The organism is Enterobacter sp. BIDMC 27, assembly GCF_000534415.1.
In the GTDB taxonomy this organism is placed as follows: Bacteria; Pseudomonadota; Gammaproteobacteria; order Enterobacterales; family Enterobacteriaceae; genus Enterobacter; species Enterobacter hormaechei_C.
Genome location: NZ_KI973178.1, coordinates 1,080,064 through 1,101,713, shown reverse-complemented (window position 1 = coordinate 1,101,713; position 21,650 = coordinate 1,080,064). Strand labels below are relative to the sequence as shown.

Annotated in this window: 17 protein-coding genes and 5 tRNA genes; 1 reads left to right on the top strand and 21 read right to left on the bottom strand. The window is 53.0% G+C overall.

The window, feature by feature from the left end; genetic code table 11:
• Window positions 1-72: 72 nt before the first annotated feature.
• The 12 genes from rpoB to L463_RS17315 all read right to left on the bottom strand — a co-directional run bounded on the left by rpoB (window position 73) and on the right by L463_RS17315 (window position 9,835).
• Window positions 73-4,101, bottom strand: coding sequence for a DNA-directed RNA polymerase subunit beta (rpoB, locus tag L463_RS17260; RefSeq protein WP_015569976.1), 4,029 nt, complete (start codon window positions 4,099-4,101; stop codon window positions 73-75).
• A gap of 319 nt (window positions 4,102-4,420) precedes the next feature.
• The gene (gene rplL / locus L463_RS17265) at window positions 4,421-4,786 is read right to left on the bottom strand and encodes a 50S ribosomal protein L7/L12 (protein WP_002445276.1); all 366 of its coding nucleotides are present in this window, start codon (window positions 4,784-4,786) and stop codon (window positions 4,421-4,423) included.
• A 66-nt stretch (window positions 4,787-4,852) separates the two neighbouring features.
• Entirely contained in the window at window positions 4,853-5,350 is a 498-nt protein-coding gene (gene rplJ / locus L463_RS17270; protein ID WP_003862338.1) for a 50S ribosomal protein L10, read from the bottom strand.
• 289 nt (window positions 5,351-5,639) lie between these two features.
• On the bottom strand, window positions 5,640-6,344 hold the full coding sequence (rplA, locus tag L463_RS17275; protein WP_006810530.1) for a 50S ribosomal protein L1: 705 nt from the start codon (window positions 6,342-6,344) through the stop codon (window positions 5,640-5,642).
• 3 nt (window positions 6,345-6,347) lie between these two features.
• Window positions 6,348-6,776: a 50S ribosomal protein L11 gene (rplK, locus tag L463_RS17280; protein ID WP_003862340.1), complete on the bottom strand. Its 429-nt coding sequence runs from the start codon at window positions 6,774-6,776 to the stop codon at window positions 6,348-6,350.
• 156 nt (window positions 6,777-6,932) lie between these two features.
• The gene (gene nusG / locus L463_RS17285; protein WP_003862341.1) at window positions 6,933-7,478 is read right to left on the bottom strand and encodes a transcription termination/antitermination protein NusG; all 546 of its coding nucleotides are present in this window, start codon (window positions 7,476-7,478) and stop codon (window positions 6,933-6,935) included.
• Window position 7,479: 1 nt separating this feature from the next.
• Window positions 7,480-7,863, bottom strand: a complete 384-nt coding sequence (gene secE, locus L463_RS17290) for a preprotein translocase subunit SecE (protein ID WP_003862342.1) — start codon at window positions 7,861-7,863, stop codon at window positions 7,480-7,482.
• 227 nt (window positions 7,864-8,090) lie between these two features.
• Entirely contained in the window at window positions 8,091-9,275 is a 1,185-nt protein-coding gene (gene tuf, locus L463_RS17295; RefSeq protein WP_014885484.1) for an elongation factor Tu, read from the bottom strand.
• 118 nt (window positions 9,276-9,393) lie between these two features.
• Window positions 9,394-9,469, bottom strand: a tRNA-Thr gene (locus L463_RS17300).
• A 6-nt stretch (window positions 9,470-9,475) separates the two neighbouring features.
• A tRNA-Gly gene (locus tag L463_RS17305) sits at window positions 9,476-9,550 on the bottom strand.
• 116 nt (window positions 9,551-9,666) lie between these two features.
• Window positions 9,667-9,751, bottom strand: a tRNA-Tyr gene (locus tag L463_RS17310).
• 8 nt (window positions 9,752-9,759) lie between these two features.
• Window positions 9,760-9,835: transfer RNA gene (locus L463_RS17315), tRNA-Thr, on the bottom strand.
• A gap of 317 nt (window positions 9,836-10,152) precedes the next feature.
• On the opposite strand from L463_RS17315, the gene coaA reads away from it, so the two are divergent.
• Entirely contained in the window at window positions 10,153-11,103 is a 951-nt protein-coding gene (gene coaA / locus L463_RS17320; protein WP_015569977.1) for a type I pantothenate kinase, read from the top strand.
• A gap of 43 nt (window positions 11,104-11,146) precedes the next feature.
• Here coaA and dppF read toward each other — a convergent pair whose 3' ends face one another.
• The 9 genes from dppF to L463_RS17365 all read right to left on the bottom strand — a co-directional run bounded on the left by dppF (window position 11,147) and on the right by L463_RS17365 (window position 21,557).
• The gene (gene dppF, locus L463_RS17325) at window positions 11,147-12,160 is read right to left on the bottom strand and encodes a dipeptide ABC transporter ATP-binding subunit DppF (RefSeq protein ID WP_017383568.1); all 1,014 of its coding nucleotides are present in this window, start codon (window positions 12,158-12,160) and stop codon (window positions 11,147-11,149) included.
• Window positions 12,157-13,140 (bottom strand): dipeptide ABC transporter ATP-binding protein, encoded by a 984-nt coding sequence (gene dppD, locus L463_RS17330; RefSeq protein ID WP_015569978.1) that lies wholly within the window; start codon window positions 13,138-13,140, stop codon window positions 12,157-12,159. Before dppD ends, dppF begins: the two co-directional genes overlap by 4 nt.
• A 10-nt stretch (window positions 13,141-13,150) precedes the next feature.
• Window positions 13,151-14,053, bottom strand: coding sequence for a dipeptide ABC transporter permease DppC (gene dppC / locus L463_RS17335; protein WP_017383569.1), 903 nt, complete (start codon window positions 14,051-14,053; stop codon window positions 13,151-13,153).
• Window positions 14,054-14,062: 9 nt separating this feature from the next.
• Window positions 14,063-15,082 carry a dipeptide ABC transporter permease DppB gene (gene dppB / locus L463_RS17340; RefSeq protein ID WP_006810536.1) on the bottom strand — a complete coding sequence of 340 codons (1,020 nt, stop codon included), beginning with the start codon at window positions 15,080-15,082 and terminating at the stop codon, window positions 14,063-14,065.
• A gap of 161 nt (window positions 15,083-15,243) precedes the next feature.
• The gene (gene dppA, locus L463_RS17345; protein ID WP_006177809.1) at window positions 15,244-16,851 is read right to left on the bottom strand and encodes a dipeptide ABC transporter periplasmic-binding protein DppA; all 1,608 of its coding nucleotides are present in this window, start codon (window positions 16,849-16,851) and stop codon (window positions 15,244-15,246) included.
• A 621-nt stretch (window positions 16,852-17,472) separates the two neighbouring features.
• Window positions 17,473-17,549 (bottom strand) — tRNA-Pro (locus L463_RS17350).
• A gap of 91 nt (window positions 17,550-17,640) precedes the next feature.
• A complete protein-coding gene (eptB, locus tag L463_RS17355; RefSeq protein ID WP_017383570.1) occupies window positions 17,641-19,335 on the bottom strand; it encodes a kdo(2)-lipid A phosphoethanolamine 7''-transferase in 1,695 nt (564 codons plus the stop codon).
• Between the two features lie 238 nt (window positions 19,336-19,573).
• Window positions 19,574-20,776: an L-lactate MFS transporter gene (locus tag L463_RS17360; RefSeq protein WP_023295746.1), complete on the bottom strand. Its 1,203-nt coding sequence runs from the start codon at window positions 20,774-20,776 to the stop codon at window positions 19,574-19,576.
• A 238-nt stretch (window positions 20,777-21,014) separates the two neighbouring features.
• A complete protein-coding gene (locus tag L463_RS17365; RefSeq protein ID WP_032104556.1) occupies window positions 21,015-21,557 on the bottom strand; it encodes a lipase in 543 nt (180 codons plus the stop codon).
• Window positions 21,558-21,650 lie beyond the last annotated feature (93 nt).

Genomic DNA, 21,650 nt, shown 5'->3' with positions numbered 1-21,650 from the left:
TTGCTCCCGTCGGAGTTAGCACACTCTGCTGTCGGGCGTTAACCCGACAGCAGTGACCTGTTTGAGCGAGAATTACTCGTCTTCCAGTTCGATGTTGATACCCAGCGAACGAATCTCTTTCAACAGTACGTTGAAGGATTCTGGCATGCCCGGTTCCATCTGATGGTTGCCGTCTACGATGTTCTTATACATCTTAGTACGACCGTTCACGTCATCAGACTTAACGGTGAGCATTTCCTGCAAGGTGTATGCTGCGCCGTATGCTTCCAGCGCCCACACTTCCATCTCCCCGAAGCGCTGACCACCGAACTGAGCCTTACCACCCAGCGGCTGCTGAGTAACCAGGCTGTAAGAACCGGTAGAACGAGCGTGCATCTTGTCGTCGACCAGGTGGTTCAGTTTCAGCATGTACATGTAACCTACGGTTACCGGACGCTCGAACTGTTCACCGGTACGGCCGTCAAACAGCGTAATCTGGCCAGACGTTGGCAGACCACCCAGTTGCAGCAGCTCTTTAATTTCAGCTTCTTTTGCACCGTCGAATACCGGCGTTGCAATTGGCATACCTTTGCGCAGGTTCTCTGCCAGACGCAGCACTTCTTCATCGCTGAAGGTGTTCAGGTCGACTTTCTGACGAACGTCGGTACCCAGATCGTAGGCACGCTGGATGAACTCGCGCAGTTTCGCGACTTCCTGCTGCTGTTTCAGCATGGCGTTGATCTTATCGCCGATACCTTTCGCAGCCATACCCAGGTGGGTTTCCAGAATCTGACCGATGTTCATACGAGACGGTACGCCCAGTGGGTTCAGTACGATATCTACCGGCGTACCGTTAGCATCGTGCGGCATATCTTCGATCGGGTTGATCTTAGAGATAACACCCTTGTTACCGTGACGACCTGCCATCTTATCACCAGGCTGGATCTGACGTTTAACAGCCAGATACACCTTAACAATCTTCAGCACGCCTGGTGCCAGATCGTCGCCCTGAGTGATTTTGCGGCGTTTCGCTTCGAGTTTTTTCTCGAACTCGTGTTTCAGTTCGTCATACTGCTCAGCCAGCTGTTCCAGCTGATTCTGTTTCTCTTCGTCGGTCAGGCCCAGTTCCAGCCAGCGATCGCGTGGCAGTTTGTCGAGCTTCTCAGCTTCAACGCCACCGGCAACCAGCACCGCATAGATACGGCTGAACAGACCTGCTTCGAGGATTTGCAGTTCTTCAGACAGGTCTTTCTTAGCCTGTTTGAGCTGCATCTCTTCGATTTCCAGCGCACGCTTATCTTTCTCAACGCCGTCACGGGTGAAGACCTGAACGTCGATAACCGTACCGGAAACACCGTTTGGTACGCGCAGAGAAGAGTCTTTAACGTCAGACGCTTTCTCACCGAAGATAGCACGCAGCAGTTTCTCTTCTGGCGTCAGCTGGGTTTCGCCTTTCGGCGTGACCTTACCAACCAGAATGTCACCGCCGGTCACTTCCGCGCCGATGTAAACAATACCGGATTCATCCAGTTTAGAGAGCGCAGCTTCACCCACGTTCGGGATGTCAGCGGTGATCTCTTCTGGCCCCAGCTTGGTGTCACGGGACACACATGCCAGTTCCTGAATGTGGATGGTGGTGAAACGATCTTCCTGAACCACACGCTCGGAGACGAGGATGGAGTCTTCGAAGTTGTAACCGTTCCACGGCATGAACGCTACGCGCATGTTCTGACCGAGCGCCAGTTCACCGAGGTCGGTGGACGGACCGTCTGCCAGCACGTCGCCGCGCTCAACTGGCTCACCCAGAGACACACATGGCATCTGGTTGATACAGGTGTTCTGGTTAGAACGGGTGTATTTGGTCAGGTTGTAGATGTCGATACCCGCTTCGCCCGGATACATCTCGTCTTCGTTAACTTTGATAACGATACGGGATGCGTCAACGTACTGAACGGTACCGCCACGCTTAGCAACTGCTGTAACACCAGAGTCAACGGCAACAGCACGTTCCATACCGGTACCAACCAGCGGCTTATCAGCACGCAGAGTTGGAACGGCCTGACGTTGCATGTTCGCACCCATCAATGCACGGTTGGCGTCATCGTGTTCCAGGAACGGGATCAGGGACGCACCGACGGATACCACCTGCTGGGTGGATACGTCCATGTAGTCAACCTGGTCGCGGCTGAACAAGCTGGATTCGCCTTTGCTACGGCAGGTAACCAGATCTTCTACAAAGTGGCCTTCGTCATCCAGGTTGGAGTTCGCCTGAGCGATAACGTAGTTGCCTTCTTCGATAGCAGACAGGTAATGAATTTCGTCAGTAACAACACCGTCGGTCACTTTACGATACGGGGTCTCGAGGAAACCGTATTCGTTCGTCTGTGCGTACACGGACAGGGAGTTGATCAGACCGATGTTTGGACCTTCAGGCGTTTCGATTGGACATACGCGACCGTAGTGAGTCGGGTGTACGTCTCGAACTTCAAAGCCTGCGCGTTCACGGGTCAGGCCGCCTGGGCCGAGTGCGGAGATACGACGTTTGTGCGTGATCTCAGACAGCGGGTTGTTCTGGTCCATGAACTGAGACAGCTGGCTGGAACCGAAGAACTCTTTCACTGCCGCAGAAATCGGCTTCGCGTTAATCATATCCTGAGGCATCAGGGTATCCAGATCGCCCAGAGACAGACGCTCTTTCACCGCACGCTCTACACGTACCAGGCCAACGCGGAACTGGTTTTCCGCCATTTCGCCTACGGAACGGATACGACGGTTGCCGAGGTGGTCGATATCGTCCACTTCGCCTTTACCGTTACGGATATCGATGAGCTTCTTCATCACTTCAATGATGTCGTCTTTGCTCAGGATACCGGAACCTTCGATCTCGTCGCGCAGCAGAGAACGGTTGAACTTCATACGACCAACCGCGGACAGATCGTAGCGGTCTTCGGAGAAGAACAGGTTCTCGAACAGGCTTTCAGCCGCTTCGCGTGTTGGTGGCTCACCAGGACGCATCATGCGGTAGATTTCGACCAGCGCGCTCAGACGATCGTTGGTTGGGTCGACGCGTACAGTCTCAGAGATGTACGGACCGTGGTCCAGATCGTTGGTGAACAGCGTTTCGATACGTTTGTGGCCAGACTGGCTCAGCTTAGCCAGCAGATCCAGGCTCAGCTCCATGTTCGCCGGGCAGATCAGCTCGCCAGTTGATTCATCAACGTAATCTTTCGCGGCTACTTTTCCTGCAATGTATTCAACCGGAACTTCGATGTGTTTGATATCATCTTTTTCCAGCTGGCGGATGTGGCGCGCGGTGATACGGCGACCTTTTTCCACATACACTTTGCCGTCGGCTTCGATGTCGAACGACGCGGTCTCACCACGCAGACGTTCCGGCACCAACTCCATCTGCAACTTGTTGTCGCGGATTTCAAAGATCACTTTCTCAAAGAACAGGTCCAGGATCTGCTCAGTGGTATAGTTCAGTGCACGCAGAATGATGGTTGCAGGCAGCTTACGACGACGGTCGATACGGACAAACAGGTTGTCTTTTGGATCGAATTCGAAGTCCAGCCATGAACCACGGTAAGGAATGATGCGTGCGTTATACAGTACTTTACCGGAAGAGTGCGTTTTACCTTTATCGCTGTCGAAGAAGACACCCGGGCTACGGTGCAGCTGGGAAACGATAACACGCTCAGTACCGTTGATAACGAAAGTACCGTTGTCCGTCATGAGTGGAATTTCACCCATGTAGACTTCTTGTTCTTTAATGTCTTTTACGGTGCCTTCCGGCGCTTCGCGCTCGTAGATCACCAGACGCAGTTTTACGCGCAGCGGTGCGGAATAGGTCACGCCACGGATCTGACATTCCTGAACGTCAAACACCGGTTCGCCAAGGCGGTAGCTGACGTACTGCAGCTCGGAATTACCGCTGTAGCTCTGAATCGGGAACACGGAACGGAAGGCTGCTTCCAGGCCGTACTGCCCTTCAGGATCTTGCTCGATAAACTTCTGGAACGAGTCAAGCTGGATAGAAAGGAGATATGGAATGTCCAGAACTTGTGGACGTTTACCAAAATCCTTACGAATACGTTTTTTCTCGGTATAGGAGTAAACCATAGGGTTCCTCAGCTCGCTGACAAGTCGACCCATCTGTCCGACGAAGGGACAGTTTGTGCAACACCATTTTGTGGACCGGAAAATTGAATACTTTCCGCAATACCTGTTGCTATCACGCTTAAACCATTTCATTGCGATTTACACAGAGCGAGCACCCTGTCGCAGTATATTAAGTCGTCGATAGAAACAAGCATTGTCAGGACAACCAGCAGTCAAACAGTGTGAAATGCTGCTGATGCCTTACAGCGCAAAAAGGCTGGTGACTAAAAAGTCACCAGCCATCAGCCTAATTGCTTAGGCTGCAACCAGAAAAGTTGGCTTATTTAACTTCAACTTCAGCGCCAGCTTCTTCCAGAGATTTTTTCAGTGCTTCTGCGTCGTCTTTGCTCACGCCTTCTTTCAGCGCAGCTGGAGCAGATTCTACCAGGTCTTTAGCTTCTTTCAGACCCAGGCCAGTTGCGCCACGTACTGCTTTGATTACAGCAACTTTGTTCGCGCCAGCAGCTTTCAGAATTACGTCGAATTCAGTTTTTTCTTCAGCAGCTTCAGCCGGGCCCGCAGCTACAGCTACAGCAGCAGCAGCAGAAACACCGAATTTTTCTTCCATTGCAGAAACCAGCTCTACAACGTCCATTACGGACATAGCTGCTACTGCTTCAATGATTTGATCTTTAGTGATAGACATTTAAATTGTTCCTGAAAATCAGAATAAGTTTATACGTAAGCAAATGCTTTATAAAGATAACTGCGATTAAGCAGCTTCTTTCGCATCGCGTACAGCAGCCAGAGTGCGAACCAGTTTGCCAGCCGCAGCTTCTTTCATGGTTGCCATCAGGCGTGCAATTGCTTCTTCGTAGGTCGGCAGGGTTGCCAGGCGATCGATTTGCGATGCCGGGATCAACTCACCTTCAAAGGCTGCAGCTTTGACCTCAAATTTTGCATTCGCTTTCGCGAACTCTTTGAACAGACGAGCAGCAGCGCCCGGGTGTTCCATAGAGTATGCAATCAGGGTCGGACCAACAAACGTGTCTTTCAGGCACTCGAACTGAGTACCTTCAACTACGCGACGCAGCAGGGTGTTACGAACAACACGCATGTATACGCCAGCTTCACGACCTGCTTTACGCAGTTCAGTCATTTTGTCTACAGTAACGCCACGGGAATCCGCAACTACTGCAGACAGCGCGCCTTTGGCTACTTCGCTGACTTCAGCAACAATCGCTTGTTTGTCTTGAAGATTTAAAGCCATTAGCTTTGCTCCTGGATGTTTGCCGGAACTCATGTTCCGGAACTCACTTCACTCGACCCAACGGGAAGAGCGTCTTAATACGGTGAGCAGAAACAAGCCAGAGTATTTAAAATAATCTTAGCGTTCTGTCACCGTCTACGCAGGGGATTAAGTTTCTTGCGAAACACCTGCGGTCTTCGACGGAGGCCTGGATAGGCCAGGCTCCAACGAACAATTCTTTTAGCCGCTAACTTTTGTTAGCAAACGTGGGGGTAAGATTGTAGACAAAATCACCGCCCACGTAAAGGCATTAGTTTGCAGCAGCGCTCAGGCCAGCCTGGTCAACTGCAACACCTGCACCCATGGTGGTGGAGATGCTAACTTTCTTGATGTACACGCCTTTCGCCTGAGTTGGTTTTGCTTTTTTCAGCGCAACCAGCAGAGCTTCCAGGTTTTCTTTCAGTTTGTCAGCGTCAAAGTCCACTTTACCGATGGTGGTGTGGATGATGCCGTTTTTGTCGTTACGGTAACGAACCTGACCTGCTTTAGCGTTCTTAACCGCTTCAGCAACGTTAGGAGTTACAGTACCCACTTTCGGGTTTGGCATCAGGCCGCGTGGACCCAGAACCTGGCCCAGCTGGCCAACAACGCGCATTGCATCTGGAGAAGCAATAACAACGTCAAAGTTCATTTCGCCTTTCTTGATCTGATCAGCCAGATCTTCCATACCTACCAGTTCAGCGCCGGCAGCTTTAGCAGCTTCAGCGTTTGCACCCTGAGCAAATACAGCTACGCGTACGGAACGGCCAGTACCGTGTGGCAGTACAGTTGCGCCACGAACGTTCTGATCGGATTTACGAGCGTCGATGCCCAGGTTAACGGCAACGTCAACGCTTTCAACGAACTTAGCAGTTGCCAGTTCTTTCAGCAGAGCGATAGCTTCGTTGATGTCGTACTGTTTGGTCGCATCAACTTTGTCACGGATCACGGACATGCGCTTGGTCAGTTTAGCCATTTCTTAGTCCTCCACTACCAGGCCCATGGAACGTGCAGTACCTTCGATGGAGCGAGTCATCGCTTCAATGTCGGAACCAGTCATGTCGGCAGCTTTGGTCTGCGCGATTTCCTGCAACTGAGCGCGGGAAATTTTACCCACTTTGTCTTTGTTCGGCTTACCGGAACCAGACTTGATGCCCGCTGCTTTCTTCAGCAGAACTGCTGCTGGAGGGGTTTTGGTAACGAAAGTGAAAGAACGGTCAGCGTAAACAGTGATTACAACTGGGATTGGCAGACCTTTTTCCATGGATTCAGTTTTGGCGTTGAACGCTTTACAGAATTCCATGATGTTCACACCCTGCTGACCCAGAGCTGGACCAACTGGTGGACTTGGGTTCGCCATACCTGCTGCAACCTGCAGCTTGACGTAGGCTTGTACTTTCTTAGCCATTCTAAAATCCTCTGATTGGGTAATAACGCCTCGGAGAGGCTCCCCGTGAATAAAATTCGTTTTACGGGCCGGGGCCCATAAAAACAAAAGGCGCGAAATTGTATTCCAATCTCGCGCCCTGTGCAACGATTAAATCGTCGCTTTTTTGATCGCTGCTTAGGCTTTTTCTACCTGAGCAAAGTCCAGCTCTACCGGGGTCGCACGACCAAAGATAGAAACGGAAACTTTCAGGCGGGACTTCTCGTAGTCCACTTCTTCGACGACGCCATTGAAGTCAGCAAACGGACCGTCGTTAACACGAACCATCTCACCCGGTTCAAACAGCGTTTTCGGACGCGGTTTATCACCAACCTGCTGGAGGCGGTTCATAATCGCATCAACTTCTTTGTCGCTGATTGGCGCCGGACGGTCAGATGTGCCGCCGATAAAGCCCATCACGCGTGGTACGCTGCGCACCAGGTGCCAGCTCGCGTCGTTCATCACCATCTGAACCAGCACGTAACCCGGGAAGAATTTACGCTCGCTTTTGCGACGTTGGCCGCCACGGATCTCAACCACTTCTTCGGTCGGAACCATAACTTCGCCAAATAACTCTTCCATATTGTGTAATTTGATATGCTCACGCAGCGACGTAGCTACGCGGCCTTCAAAACCGGAAAACGCCTGAACGACGTACCAGCGCTTTTTAGGGGCTTCAGACATCTCAGAACCTCAGGCCAGTGATAAAGGATACCAGGCGAACCAGAATACCATCCAGTCCCCACAGGATCAGTGACATTACAGCGGTTACCGCCGCTACAATCAGCGTGGTGTGCAATGTTTCCTGGCGAGTCGGCCAAATGACCTTGCGGACTTCGGTACGCGCTTCGCGGGCAAACGCAACGGTCGCTTTGCCTTTCGTCGTCAACAGCGCGACACCACCCGCCGCAGCAATCAGAATTACCACTGCAAGCGCGCGTAGCGGCAGCATCATGTCACGATAAAGATAGTTGCCGACAATCGCCACAATCAGCAGCACGGCTACAACTACCCATTTCATCGCTTCCAGGCCGCGCCCGCTCCCTTGAGCTTCGGTATTCGCACTCATAAACCAACCTGTCAGAAGTATTCTACAAACATTTTCACCCCGCGAGCGCGAGGCAAACCAATCGAAATGCTATTCGCTTTTCGTATTATACGCTCTCCGCAGAGCCTGTCTCAGCAATGATTATGACAAAATTAATCACTGATGAGCCAGGTTCTGATGTGAAAGCGTGCAAAAAGGGCATCAAATGATGCCCTTTTATTGCGCATTGCGTCAAATGTTATCAGCGATTAGCCGAGAACTTTAGCAACAACGCCCGCGCCAACGGTACGGCCGCCTTCACGGATTGCGAAACGCAGACCGTCGTCCATCGCGATTGGGTGGATCAGCGTCACAACCATCTTGATGTTGTCGCCTGGCATTACCATCTCTACGCCTTCTGGCAGTTCGATGGTACCGGTCACGTCAGTTGTACGGAAGTAGAACTGTGGACGGTAGCCTTTGAAGAACGGAGTATGACGGCCGCCTTCGTCTTTGGACAGAATGTACACTTCAGATTCGAACTTGGTGTGTGGCTTGATTGAGCCTGGCTTCGCCAGAACCTGACCACGTTCGATTTCTTCACGTTTGATACCACGCAGCAGAACACCAACGTTCTCACCAGCACGGCCTTCGTCCAGCAGTTTGCGGAACATTTCAACGCCAGTACAGGTAGACTTCGCAGTCTCTTTGATACCAACGATTTCAACTTCTTCACCCACTTTGATGATACCGCGCTCTACACGACCGGTAACAACGGTACCACGACCAGAGATGGAGAATACGTCTTCGATTGGCAGCAGGAATGGCTTGTCAATCGCACGCTCTGGTTCTGGGATGTAAGAATCCAGGTAGCCAGCCAGTTCGATGATTTTCGCTTCCCACTCTGCGTCGCCTTCCAGCGCTTTCAGCGCGGAACCACGAACGATTGGAGTGTCGTCGCCTGGGAAATCGTACTGAGACAGCAGTTCACGAACTTCCATCTCTACCAGTTCCAGCAGCTCTTCGTCATCAACCATGTCGCATTTGTTCAGGAACACGATGATGTAAGGAACGCCAACCTGACGACCCAGCAGGATGTGCTCACGGGTCTGAGGCATAGGGCCGTCAGTCGCAGCAACAACCAGGATCGCGCCATCCATCTGCGCAGCACCGGTGATCATGTTTTTAACATAGTCGGCGTGGCCTGGGCAGTCTACGTGTGCGTAGTGGCGAGTCGGGGTGTCATACTCAACGTGAGAGGTGTTGATGGTGATACCACGAGCTTTTTCTTCTGGTGCGTTATCGATCTGGTCGAAAGCACGAGCAGCACCGCCGTAGGTTTTAGCCAGTACGGTAGTGATTGCAGCGGTCAGCGTTGTTTTACCATGGTCAACGTGGCCGATAGTACCGACGTTAACGTGCGGTTTTGTACGTTCAAACTTTTCTTTAGACATCGATTGTCCCTCTAAGACACGGATAAATCGGTGATATCACCACATCAACCAGGCGAAAATGCCTGAACTGTTGAATACATTTACATTGAAACAGAGAGAAAGGGAGGGAGAAGTGAAGTGGTGCTGATACCCAGAGTCGAACTGGGGACCTCACCCTTACCAAGGGTGCGCTCTACCAACTGAGCCATATCAGCACGTATTGGAGCGGGCAGCGGGAATCGAACCCGCATCATCAGCTTGGAAGGCTGAGGTAATAGCCATTATACGATGCCCGCATCCTGAAACTCGGCTACCCAGTTCTTTCTGTAACAAAAAAAGAGATTTCTCTCTTTTCTGTTCGAGCTGGTCAATTTTTCCAACCAGCTCCGGCGGCGTTGACGCTGCCAGAAAGTGGTGGTGGGGGAAGGATTCGAACCTTCGAAGTCTGTGACGGCAGATTTACAGTCTGCTCCCTTTGGCCGCTCGGGAACCCCACCGGACTTGATGGTGCCGACTACCGGAATCGAACTGGTGACCTACTGATTACAAGTCAGTTGCTCTACCTACTGAGCTAAGTCGGCATCAAGTAGCGCGCATTCTATGGAGACCTGCGCAGTCATGCAACTAAAAAATTGCATAAAACGTTCTTTCGCTCACATTTTATTCGAAACCAGGGCTAACCGCTGTAAATTCATCCGCTCACGGTTAAAAATTCAACATGAACGCCTGATTTCGGCACGCTATAGCCCCAGGTGATGCCTGCCCGGTTAAGCATCGCTTTCCCATATTTTTTCTTATTATTCCTCTCATCTGGTGTTAACCTCCTGCCCATTGTCCAAAATTAACTATGTGATGAGCCCGCACCCGCCGTTTCGTGATGGTTCACAGAAGCATGCTTATGAGCAAAAAAGAGCAAACGTTAATGACGCCCTATCTTCAGTTTAACCGTAGCCAGTGGGCAGCCCTGCGTGACTCCGTCCCTATGACACTGACGGAAGGTGAAATCGCACGGCTAAAAGGGATAAACGAAGATCTCTCCCTGGAAGAGGTGGCAGAAATCTATCTCCCCCTCTCTCGCTTGCTTAACTTCTATATCAGCTCCAATTTGCGTCGTCAGGCCGTACTGGAACAGTTCCTCGGCACGAACGGTCAACGTATTCCTTATATCATCAGTATTGCGGGCAGCGTGGCAGTGGGTAAAAGTACCACCGCGCGCGTGCTACAGGCGCTGCTGAGCCGCTGGCCGGAACACCGCAGCGTGGAGCTGATCACCACCGACGGCTTCCTGCATCCCAACGAGGTGTTGAAAGAACGCGGCCTGATGAAAAAGAAGGGCTTCCCGCTCTCTTATGATATGCACCGCCTGGTAAAGTTTGTTTCAGATCTAAAATCGGGCGTACCTCACGTTACCGCGCCGGTTTACTCGCATCTGATCTACGACCGCATCCCGGATGGCGACAAAACGGTTGTGCAGCCCGACATCCTGATTCTGGAAGGCTTAAACGTCCTGCAAAGCGGGATGGATTATCCTCACGATCCGCATCATGTGTTTGTCTCTGACTTTGTCGATTTCTCAATTTATGTCGATGCGCCGGAAGATTTGCTGCAACGCTGGTATATCAACCGCTTCCTGAAGTTCCGCGAAGGCGCGTTCACCGACCCGGATTCCTACTTCCACAACTACGCCCAGCTCTCTGAAGAAGAGGCTATCAGCGTGGCGACCGGGCTGTGGAATGAGATCAACTACGTCAACCTCAAAGAGAACATCCTGCCGACGCGCGAACGCGCAAGCCTGATCCTCACCAAGAGTGAGAAACACGCCGTCGACCAGATTCGTTTACGGAAGTAGACCTCAGACGTAAAAAAAACCGGCTTAACGCCGGTTTTTTTATTTATGCCTGCGGCTTTTCGCCGTTTTCATCCTGATCGACCGCGAAGCAGGCCACCAGCTGTCCGCCATAATCCTTCAGCTGTGGCTGCAACTGCGTGCACGGGCCGAAGCGGCGACGGCAACGGGCGTTGAACGCACATCCCGGCGGCGGGTTAAGTGGGCTTGGCAACTCGCCGGTCAGCTTAATGCGCTCCCGGCGGTCATCCGGGTTCAGCCGCGGCGTTGCAGACAGCAGCGCCTGCGTATACGGATGACGCGGGTTAGTAAAGATCTGATCTTTCGTCCCCTTCTCCACGCAGCGTCCCAGATACATCACCATCACCTCATCGGCAATGTGCTCAACCACGGACAGGTCATGGGAGATGAAGACGTACGACAGTCCCAGATCCTGCTGTAAATCCATCATCAGGTTAAGCACCTGCGCACGTACGGACACGTCAAGCGCTGAGACCGGCTCATCGGCAATCACCACGTCCGGGTCAAGCATCAGCCCACGGGCGATGGCAATACGCTGACGCTGACCGCCAGAGAACATATGCGGGTAGCGATCGTAATGCTCGGTTTTAAGCCCCACCTTCGCCATCATCGCCAGCGCTTTTTCACGACGCTGCTCTTTGCTCAGATTGCTGTTAATCAGCAGCGGCTCTTCCAGAATCTGCCCCACTTTTTTACGCGGGTTTAAAGAACCGTACGGGTTCTGGAACACAATCTGGATTTTTTGACGACGCAGCTTCTGCGCCTGCGGATCGTGCTTGAGCAGATCCTGGCCCTGATAGTAAAGCTCGCCGCCGGTTGGCGTTTCGATCATCGTCAGCAGACGGCCCAGCGTGGATTTTCCACAGCCCGACTCCCCGACGACCGCCAGCGTTTTACCGCGTTCAAGGCTGAAGGAGACGCCGTCCAGCGCTTTTACCAGGCGCTCGGGGGCAAAAATCCCCTTCTTCACCGGGTAATGTTTTTTCAGGTCGATAGCCTGCAACAGCGGCTGTTGCGTGGTGGCCTCGTGCGTACTCATAGTGTTGGCCTCCCGGCATCATCGAGTGGGTAGTGGCATTTTGACTGCCGACCATCGGCCAGCAGATTCAGCTCTGGCTCCTCGGCGCGGCATTTATCCGTCGCATACGGGCAGCGCGGATTCAGCAGGCAGCCCTGCGGACGGTCATATTTACCCGGAACCACACCCGGCAGTGACGCCAGACGCGCTTTGTCCTGGGCAAACTCCGGCAGCGCGCGCAGTAACGCCTGCGTATACGGGTGACGCGGCGCGCGGAAGATATCGTGCGAACTTCCGGTCTCCACTACCTGACCCGCATACATCACGATGATTTTGTGTGCCGCTTCCGCCACCAGCGCCAGGTCGTGCGTAATCAGCACCAGCGCCATATTCTCTTTCTGCTGCAACTCCAGCAGCAGCTCGATGATTTGCGCCTGGATGGTTACGTCCAGCGCGGTAGTTGGTTCATCCGCAATCAGCAGTTTTGGTCGACAGGCAATCGCCATGGCGATCATCACGCGCTGGCTCATGCCGCCGGAAAGCTGATGCGGGTAAACGTCCAGACGCGATGCTGGGTCAGGTATCCCCACCAGGTTCAGCAGATCGATAGCACGCTGGCGACGGGTTTTCTTATTCCCGCCCTGATGCACCTTAATGGCTTCCATAATCTGGAAACCGACGGTGTAGCATGGGTTCAGGCTGGTCATGGGGTCCTGGAAGATCATCGCCACTTCCGCGCCCACCAGCTGGCGGCGCTGTTTTTCGGAAATGCGCTTCAGATCCTGACCGTTGAACTCCAGATTTTCCGCCATCACGCGACCGGGGTAGTCAATCAGCCCCATAATCGCCAGCGAACTCACTGACTTACCGGAGCCCGACTCTCCTACAATCCCGACCACTTCGCCCTGATTAACGCTGTAGCTGATGCGGTCCACGGCGCGAAACGGTGTGCCTTCGTCGCCAAAGTGCACGGATAATTTATCTACATTTAATAACGCCATCTCGTGCCTCTTACTGCTTCAGTTTGGGATCAAGTGCATCACGCAGACCGTCACCCATCAGGTTAAATGCCAGCACCGTCAGCAGAATCGCCAGACCCGGGAAGGTGACGACCCACCAGGCGCTTTGCGCGAACTGCAACACGTCGGAGAGCATGGTGCCCCACTCCGGTGTTGGCGGCTGCGCACCCATGCCAAGGAAGCCAAGAGCGGCCATATCAAGAATGGCGTTAGAGAAACCGAGCGACGCCTGAACAATCAGCGGCGCAAGGCAGTTTGGGAAAATATTGATAAACATCTGACGCATCGCACCAGCACCCGCCACGCGAGAGGCGGTAACGTAGTCGCGGTTCACTTCCACCAGCACCGCCGCACGGGTCAGACGCACGTAATGCGGTAGCGCAACAAACGTCAGCGCAAGCGCGGCGTTACCAATCGACGGACCAAAGATCGCCACCAGCACCAGCGCCAGCAGCAGGCTTGGCAATGCCAGCATAATGTCGACGACGCGCATGATGATGTTATCAACAATGCCGCCGAAGTAGCCTGCCACCAGGCCGAGTACGATCCCCATGATCAGCGACAGTACGACAACGAGGCAGCCAACCAGCAGCGACAGGCGTGCGCCGTACATCAGGCGCGACAGCACATCGCGGCCCACGTCGTCGGTGCCCAGCAGGTGCGTCAGGCTTCCGCCGTCCTGCCATGCAGGAGGTGCCAGCAGCGCATCGCGGAACTGATCAGCCGGGTTATACGGCGCAAGGAAGTTCGCAAACACCGCAATCAGGATCATGATGGAAACATACACCAGCCCGACGACCGCGCCTTTGTTGCGCTTGAAGTAGTGCCAGAACTCCTGCATCGGCGTCATTGGCACCGGTGCGGTGACCACTTTATTTTGAGTAACTTGTGACATGATGGCCCCTTACTTCTTATGACGAATACGCGGGTTCACCACGCCGTACAGCAAATCGACCAGCAGGTTGACGAGGATAATCATCGTCGCGACCAGCAGTACACCGCCCTGCACAACCGGATAGTCACGGCGTTGCAGCGCATCAATCAGCCAGCGTCCAAGACCCGGCCAGGAGAAGATGGTTTCGGTCAGGATCGCCCCCGCCAGCAGCGTACCGACCTGCAAACCGATAACGGTTACCACCGGCAGCATAGCGTTACGCAGGGCATGAATGATGATGACGCGCATACGGGTCAGGCCTTTAGCGCGGGCAGTACGAATATAATCCTCGCCCAGCACTTCCAGCATGGAGGAACGGGTCATACGCACGATCACCGCCAGAGGGATGGTGCCCAGCACCATTGCAGGCAGGATCATGTGCGCAACCGCATCAATGAAGTTGCCCTCTTCGCCCCAGATCGCCGTATCAATCAGCATAAAGCCGGTTAACGGGTTGGTGTCGTCAAGGAAAACCATGTCGCTGACGCGTCCGGAGACCGGCGTCAGGTTCCACTGCACCGAGACCAGCATGATCAGCATCATGCCCCACCAGAAGATAGGCATGGAGTAGCCGGTCAGTGCCAGGCCAACAGCGGTGTGGTCGAAAATAGAGCCACGCTTAACGGCAGCCAGTACGCCAACGGGGATCCCTACCGCGGTCGCGAAGATCATGGCGCAGATACCGAGTTCCAGCGTCGCTTTAAAGCGCGGTACGAACTCGTCCCACACCGGAAGACGGCTTTTCAGTGAAATCCCTAAATCGCCGTGCAACACACCCCAGATATAGTGGAGATACTGCTGCCACATCGGCTTATCAAGGCCGAGTTCAGCCAGCAGTTGCGCATGACGTTCAGGGGAGATACCACGCTCGCCCGCCATAATCATTACCGGGTCACCCGGGATCATATGGACGAAGGCAAAAGTGAGAAGGGTGATACCGATAAACGTCGGGATAACCAGTCCCAGACGTCGGAGGATGAACTGCAACATAACCCGGATTCTCTCTGATGACGCACGCCCAGTGGCGTGACGTCTGTATTGCTCACAAATGTAAATTCCCTCTCCCTGTGGGAGAGGGTTAGGATGAGGGGATGCATGCACGCCCCTCACCCCTGCCCTCTCCCACAGGGAGAGGGAGAACACCCTACTTATTATTCAACAGATACGTTTTCGAAGTGGTGTTTGCCCAGTGGATCAACCACGTAGCCCTTCACTTCTTTACGCACTGGCTCGTACACGGTGGAGTGAGCAACAATCAGCGCCGGGGCCTGATCGTGCATAACAACCTGCGCTTGCTTGTACAGTTCAATACGTTTGTTGTGATCGTCGGTCGCACGCGCCGGCTGGATCAGGTCTTCAAACGGCTTGTAGCACCAGCGAGAGTAGTTAGAACCGTCTTTCGCTGCCGCACAGCTGAACAGGGTCGCGAAGAAGTTGTCCGGATCCCCGTTGTCGCCGGTCCAGCCCATCATGACCGCCTGGTGTTCGCCCGCTTTGGCGCGCTTCAGGTACTCGCCCCACTCGTAGGTCACAATCTTGGCCTGTACGCCAATCTTCGCCCAGTCAGCCTGAACCATTTCCGCCATACGACGTGCGTTCGGGTTGTAAGGACGCTGTACCGGCATCGCCCACAGCTCGACGGTGAAGCCTTTGTCCTGGCCCGCTTCTTTCAGCAGCGCTTTCGCTTTCTCAGGATCGTAGGTGTAGTCCTTAATGTCGTCGTTATAGCCCCACATGGTTGGTGGGATCAGGTTCTTGGCCGCAACGCCCGCGCCCTGGTAAACGGCTTTGATGATCGCTTCTTTGTTCACCGCGTAAGTCAGCGCCTGGCGCACTTTCACGTCATCGAACGGTTTCTTCTCGGTGTTGAAGGAGAGATAACCCACGTTCAGGCCCGCCTGCTCCAGCAGGTTGATATTTTTGTCCTGCTTCATGCGCGCGATGTCAGCCGGGTTTGGATACGGCATCACCTGACATTCGTTTTTCTGCAATTTTGCGTAACGCACGGATGCGTCAGGCGTGATGGAGAAGACCAGACGGTCGATCTGCGGCTTGGTGCCCCAGTAGCCCGGGAAGGCTTTATACAGAATACGGGAATCTTTCTGGTACTGAAGCAGCTGGAACGGGCCGGTACCGATTGGGTTCAGGTCCACTTTTTCCGGCGTGCCGGCTTTCAGCATGTTGTCCGCGTACTCTTTAGAGAGAATCGAGGCGAAGTCCATCGCCAGGTCAGCCAGGAATGGCGCTTCCGGACGCGTCAGCACAAACTGAACGGTTTTATCGTCCACTTTTTTCACTTCAGCGATCAGGTCTGGCAGACCCATCCCTTCGAAGTATTCATAGCTGCCGCCAGACACTTTATGGTACGGGTTCTGGGCATTTTTCTGACGGTCGAAGGAGAACACAACGTCGTCGGCGTTAAAGTCGCGCGTAGGTTTAAATTCTTTGCTGTCCTGCCACTTCACGCCCTGGCGCAGGTGGAAGGTATAGGTTTTACCGTCTTCGCTGACATCCCACTTTTCAGCCAGGCCAGGAATTACTTCCGTGGTGCCGGTTTTAAATTCAACCAGACGGTTATAGATCGGTACAGAGCTTGCGTCGTAAGTCGTACCAGAGGTAAAGAGCTGTGGGTTAAAGCCTTCCGGAGAGCCTTCAGAACAGTAAACCAGGGTTTTTGCCTGTACGCTTGCTGCAACGGTCATGGCCACCAGGCTCAGACCAAGCTTCAGCATCCCTGACTTCTTCAAGGAAATACTCATTATTGTGCTCCAATGTGATGTTTTGCTTTGTTGTGTTACGCCGCCTGACCTTTATTTATTTTTTACCCGGTCCGGTCGGTGATGCCCGAAGGCGTTAAAAGGGATAGAGAATCCTTTCAGAAGAGCGTTTGAGTTGCAGCGCAGATCCTCCCTGAAATGCCCCTCGTGCCCTACAATCTGTCAACAGAATGTGAAAACGTCAATACAGGTGGCGGGGATTTACGTGGAGTGTGAGAAACCGCAAACAAAGATTAAAAAAACCCTGACCGTGAGTTTTCAGCAGAGAAATTTATGCTACTCGCCATGATGCAGCACAATTATCTTCATATTTCGCAACACTCAGTGATTAAGTTTTATTCAGAATGGGTAAATTTTCTTACAGAATGGTGATTATCTGAGCACTAAATACCGCGAACGTTAAAACGCACAGCGAAAAATGCTGAGGTTATCCATAAGCAACGCGAAAAAAGATCAAACTATATATAAAAAAATACAATGGATTATGTCACAAAACCGCAAGCAGGCAGGGGGAAGCAGGGCTAAGGGGTATTTTGAGGACTCGTGCGGGGTAACGCGTTAATGCAAAAAGGGCTAACCTTGCGGTTAGCCCTTTTTAGAATGTGGTCGGCGAGAGAGGATTCGAACCTCCGACCCACTGGTCCCAAACCAGTTGCGCTACCAAGCTGCGCTACTCGCCGAATGCGGAGCGCATCTTACTGCTGAGGTGCGCCCCCGTCAATCCCTTATTTTCAAAAAGCCATTCAACTGGCGATATTCTCGCCAGACCAGCTACTGCGCGGCTTTTGTGGTGTTATCAGGGAGTTTACACCAGTTGTTGTTTTCGTTAATCCCACCGTTCGGTGAGGTATAGCCGAGACAACCCATAATGGTGTCGTACAGCTCAACGTGACGGCGCGGTACCTTGATCTCTGCCTGCTGTTTCAGATGGGCAAACATTTTGGCTTTGTCCGGGTTTTCCAGGTACTTATCCGACATCCACATGATCATCGGCACGCGGAACTGCTCAGGCGGGGCCAGCTTACGCGGCGTGCCGTGTAAATGCTCTTTCTCGTTGATGGACTCGCCGTGGTCGGCCGCGTAAATCACAATCGCTTTCTTATCGCGAAGCTGGTCGATCACCCGGCTGAGGAAGGTATCCACATACAGAATCGAGTTATCATAGGCATTGATCAGCTCCTGCTTGCTACAGTTCTTGTTAATGCCGACGCACTCAGGCGTCCATTTGGCGAAATCGCGCGTGTAACGCTGATAGTAGCTGTAGTGTGAACCTTTGGTATGCAGAACAATAAGGTGCTTACCCTGCGGATGGTTTTTCAGCGACTGTTCCATCTCAGAGAGCAGCAGCATATCATCAACGTTCTTTCCGCGGTTACGCGGCTCGGCGCCAATCTGCTCGCGGTAGGCGATGTTATCCGCCATGGTGTTGGTGTAGAACCACATCTCACTTTGCATGGCGAACAGATCGGAGCTAAATCCAAGCTGCTTCAGAACAGCAAACACGTTTTGCTCTTTGAGAGTGCGCTGAGGATTATCACTCGCACCGCCCTCACGAACAAACATACAGCGCAACGAGAGCTTCGTGGCGGTATCGCAGGAGTAGCCGCGGTATGCCACCAGGTTCTTTTCCTGCGCCAGTTTCGGGGTGGTATCGCGGTCATAACCGAGAATACCCATATGATCCCAGCGCGTCGTTTCGCCGATAACGAAGACCACGTAAGTATCATCCAGTCCGTCAGCCGGAGCCTGGTAGGTGAACTTTTTGGTCGGGTTAATCAGCGATTTCACATCGCTGGATTCGTCCGCCTGAGCCCAGGCATAGAGACCTAGCGCCGACAGCCAGTTAGACGGCAGATACGAGTTAGCCACCACGCCGCCGTAGCTTGGCATATCTACGCCTGTCGCTTTTTCGATCCGCTTTTGCTGTTTTTCCATCAGGCGAATAGGCGCCCATACCAGCAGACCCGCCAGAAGAACGACGGCGACGTTGCGGATGCGTTGCCCACGGGTACGCAGCTGGCGTAACAGGGTATAGCGACAGGTATTACTCCAGATAAAGAAGAGCGGGATCAGGCAGGTCAAAATCGTCCACATGATGAACCCTTGCCCCACCACCTCTTTCGAGAGGTCGATGTCCGTGGTCATCACCGAGGCCACAATACCGTAGCCAATGACCACATTCATGAATGTCATGTAATAGCTTGCGGCGGCAGAGATAATCACCACCAGCGAGGCCAGAACCTGCCATGTACGTCTGCCAAAAAGCGAGAGCAGACGTAGCAGGAAGAAGGTTGCCAGAATTGAGCCAAACACTTCAATCGCGGCGAAAATCCCGTTTCTTACGGTGAGGTGTTCAAAATAACCTTCCACTCTTCTGAACAGCACCGCGCCATTCAGAAACAAACCGATATAGACAGCCAGCATCAGACACAATCTTTGCTGGGTAAGAGACCTGATATATTTCATGCAAACAACCCTGGGGGAAGGGGTATAAAGACCCGCCGAATCTCATTGAGAAAGCAGACAGAGTAAGTAGGTGCGAGATAAACCGTTATCAGAAACGTCTACAAGCGCGATAAGTAGACCACAGCGAGGAAGAAAAGTGGCAGCAGAGAATGTGAATCGATGAAAATTTTTACAAAATAACAAGTCCGGAAGTGATATTGCGATAAAAAAAGAGGCCCTGCGGCCCCTTTTTATCGAATCATGCATGCGCTTCTTTATAGACCTCGCGCTGCGGCTGACGAATCGTGGTGGACAGTGCCAGTGAAATAATCAGCAAGGCAAATATCACGCAGAATGTCACGTAGAAGCCACCAAACAGCGAGGCAATCAGCGACCCGCAAATACTGCCGATACCGAAGCCGAGATAAATCACACCGTAGTTTTTCGCCAGATTGTTCAGGCCGAAGAACTCGCTCACCAGCGACGGGAAGACGGTAATGGTACCGCCAAAGTTAAAGGCTACGCAGGCTATCGCCGCAAAGAATGTCGCTTCGTTCAGCGGTGCAAACAGCAGCGCCGCCATGCCCACCAGAGAGATGACCTGCCCCAGCGTAATCACGCGGATGCGGGCGATTTTGTCAGACAGGATACCGAGCACCAGACGACCCGAGAGGTTAGCGATGGAGATGACCGTTACCGCGTTCGCCGCCGTCGCCGCGTCCAGTTTTACCATCCCTTGCGCGATATCTTTCGCCACACCGATGACATACAGACCGCTCATGCAGGCCGTCAGGAACATCACCGCCAGCATCCAGTACTGCGGTTTACGCATGGACTGTGCGAGGGTGAAATCATTCTCCACCACACCGTTAACGGTTTTCACTTCCTGCTGCGGCGCGTCTTTCATCAGCGTTGCGCCGAAGAGGATCATCACCAGCACAATCACGCCCCAGATCATAAAGGTTTTCTCAAGCCCCACCGAGGCCAGCAGATGCGCATCGATGAATTTGAAGCCGAGGCTGCCCAGGCCATATGAACCGATGGCAAACGCGGAGATAAGCCCTTTACGCTCCGGGAACCACTTCACGCAGTTAGACAGCGTCAGCAGGTAACCTGCGCCGTCCGCCAGCCCCACCAGCACCCCGGCGCTCAGCCACAGCATCATCAGGTTGTCGGAATATGCCGTCAGGAAGAAGCCCACACCCAGCAAGATCCCGGAGGCCATGGTTACACGCTTCACGCCGAAGCGCTCCTGAAGTTTGCCCGCCACGGAAGAGGAAATTGCTAACCCAAGACTCAGCAAGCCGAAGGAGAACGCGACCTGGCTTATCGGCGCGCCGAGCTTATCAGACAGGGCGCTGTTAAACAGGCTCCAGGTATAGACCGATCCCAGTGCGAACTGGGTAACGATGGTGCCGAATAGCGTCAGCCAACGCGTGCGGTTATAAGTTGATGTGTTCATGGCAGTGTCCTGCAAGATAAATTAAGGAAATTCGCTGAGGACACGATAAACAAAACCTTAGTAGCGCTGGGGGAAAATGGCATGAAATGCAGGAGAAGCGGAATGAAATGCCTGGAAGCGGGAATGAATGACCTTGCCGGAGAAGAAAAAGCTCAAAGGTGAGCGATCACTATCGCTACAGTCCCTGCCGTTATTGTATTAAATATGTTACCGCAGCGTTTAAAAAAGTGACAACCCTTTAAAATTTGGCGCTCAATCCCAGCGTATATAAATATTCTTCTTCAGTTTGCTGGTTATAGCTGACCTTCGCCCAGGGGTGTAAATCACCATACTGCGTATCGACACGCCACCCCAATGAGTTCACGCTGGCATGCCAGAGTGGATCGGTAAGCGACTGCGTGGTGGTTGTATCCTCAAACGCATTCACTGGTACGGGGGGAGCGCCATCAGTGCGCCACGCCATGACGGGCCCGGTGGTGAAATGTTCCGCCACGGGAAAATTCCAGCCAACGCTCAGAACGGTTTCCGCATCTGAACCGGATGGGTCGTTCAGGGCAAACCCCGCAGCATTCTGCGTGCGGTTAATACGCTCCGCGAGAATATCTTCATAACGAGGTTGGTGATCGGCGTCCCATGTATAGCGTTCCGTCGTATTACTTTTAGCATCTGAAACGATATATTCCTGTTGCCACGCAAAAGCGGTGTTACAAAAAAGCAGGCAGGCTGAAACACCCACCAGGCCAGAAGCAGCATGGCGACCACTGATTTTTTTTATCATCATCAAAGCGACTCCAGAAAGAGCCGAGTTCGGCGATATATGTCATTGTTCGAAGAGGTATTAGGGCGTATAGCCCTGTATTAACTATTGTCTCTT

What these genes read in the sequence shown, in the direction of transcription:
- rpoB (WP_015569976.1), bottom strand. Translation starts at nt 4,101, where the DNA reads ATGGTTTACTCCTATACCGAGAAAAAACGTATTCGTAAGGATTTTGGT.
- rplL (WP_002445276.1), bottom strand. Translation starts at nt 4,786, where the DNA reads ATGTCTATCACTAAAGATCAAATCATTGAAGCAGTAGCAGCTATGTCC.
- rplJ (WP_003862338.1), bottom strand. Translation starts at nt 5,350, where the DNA reads ATGGCTTTAAATCTTCAAGACAAACAAGCGATTGTTGCTGAAGTCAGC.
- rplA (WP_006810530.1), bottom strand. Translation starts at nt 6,344, where the DNA reads ATGGCTAAACTGACCAAGCGCATGTCCGTGATCCGTGACAAAGTTGAT.
- rplK (WP_003862340.1), bottom strand. Translation starts at nt 6,776, where the DNA reads ATGGCTAAGAAAGTACAAGCCTACGTCAAGCTGCAGGTTGCAGCAGGT.
- nusG (WP_003862341.1), bottom strand. Translation starts at nt 7,478, where the DNA reads ATGTCTGAAGCCCCTAAAAAGCGCTGGTACGTCGTTCAGGCGTTTTCC.
- secE (WP_003862342.1), bottom strand. Translation starts at nt 7,863, where the DNA reads ATGAGTGCGAATACCGAAGCTCAAGGGAGCGGGCGCGGCCTGGAAGCG.
- tuf (WP_014885484.1), bottom strand. Translation starts at nt 9,275, where the DNA reads ATGTCTAAAGAAAAGTTTGAACGTACAAAACCGCACGTTAACGTCGGT.
- coaA (WP_015569977.1), top strand. Translation starts at nt 10,153, where the DNA reads ATGAGCAAAAAAGAGCAAACGTTAATGACGCCCTATCTTCAGTTTAAC.
- dppF (WP_017383568.1), bottom strand. Translation starts at nt 12,160, where the DNA reads ATGAGTACGCACGAGGCCACCACGCAACAGCCGCTGTTGCAGGCTATC.
- dppD (WP_015569978.1), bottom strand. Translation starts at nt 13,140, where the DNA reads ATGGCGTTATTAAATGTAGATAAATTATCCGTGCACTTTGGCGACGAA.
- dppC (WP_017383569.1), bottom strand. Translation starts at nt 14,053, where the DNA reads ATGTCACAAGTTACTCAAAATAAAGTGGTCACCGCACCGGTGCCAATG.
- dppB (WP_006810536.1), bottom strand. Translation starts at nt 15,082, where the DNA reads ATGTTGCAGTTCATCCTCCGACGTCTGGGACTGGTTATCCCGACGTTT.
- dppA (WP_006177809.1), bottom strand. Translation starts at nt 16,851, where the DNA reads ATGAGTATTTCCTTGAAGAAGTCAGGGATGCTGAAGCTTGGTCTGAGC.
- eptB (WP_017383570.1), bottom strand. Translation starts at nt 19,335, where the DNA reads ATGAAATATATCAGGTCTCTTACCCAGCAAAGATTGTGTCTGATGCTG.
- L463_RS17360 (WP_023295746.1), bottom strand. Translation starts at nt 20,776, where the DNA reads ATGAACACATCAACTTATAACCGCACGCGTTGGCTGACGCTATTCGGC.
- L463_RS17365 (WP_032104556.1), bottom strand. Translation starts at nt 21,557, where the DNA reads ATGATGATAAAAAAAATCAGTGGTCGCCATGCTGCTTCTGGCCTGGTG.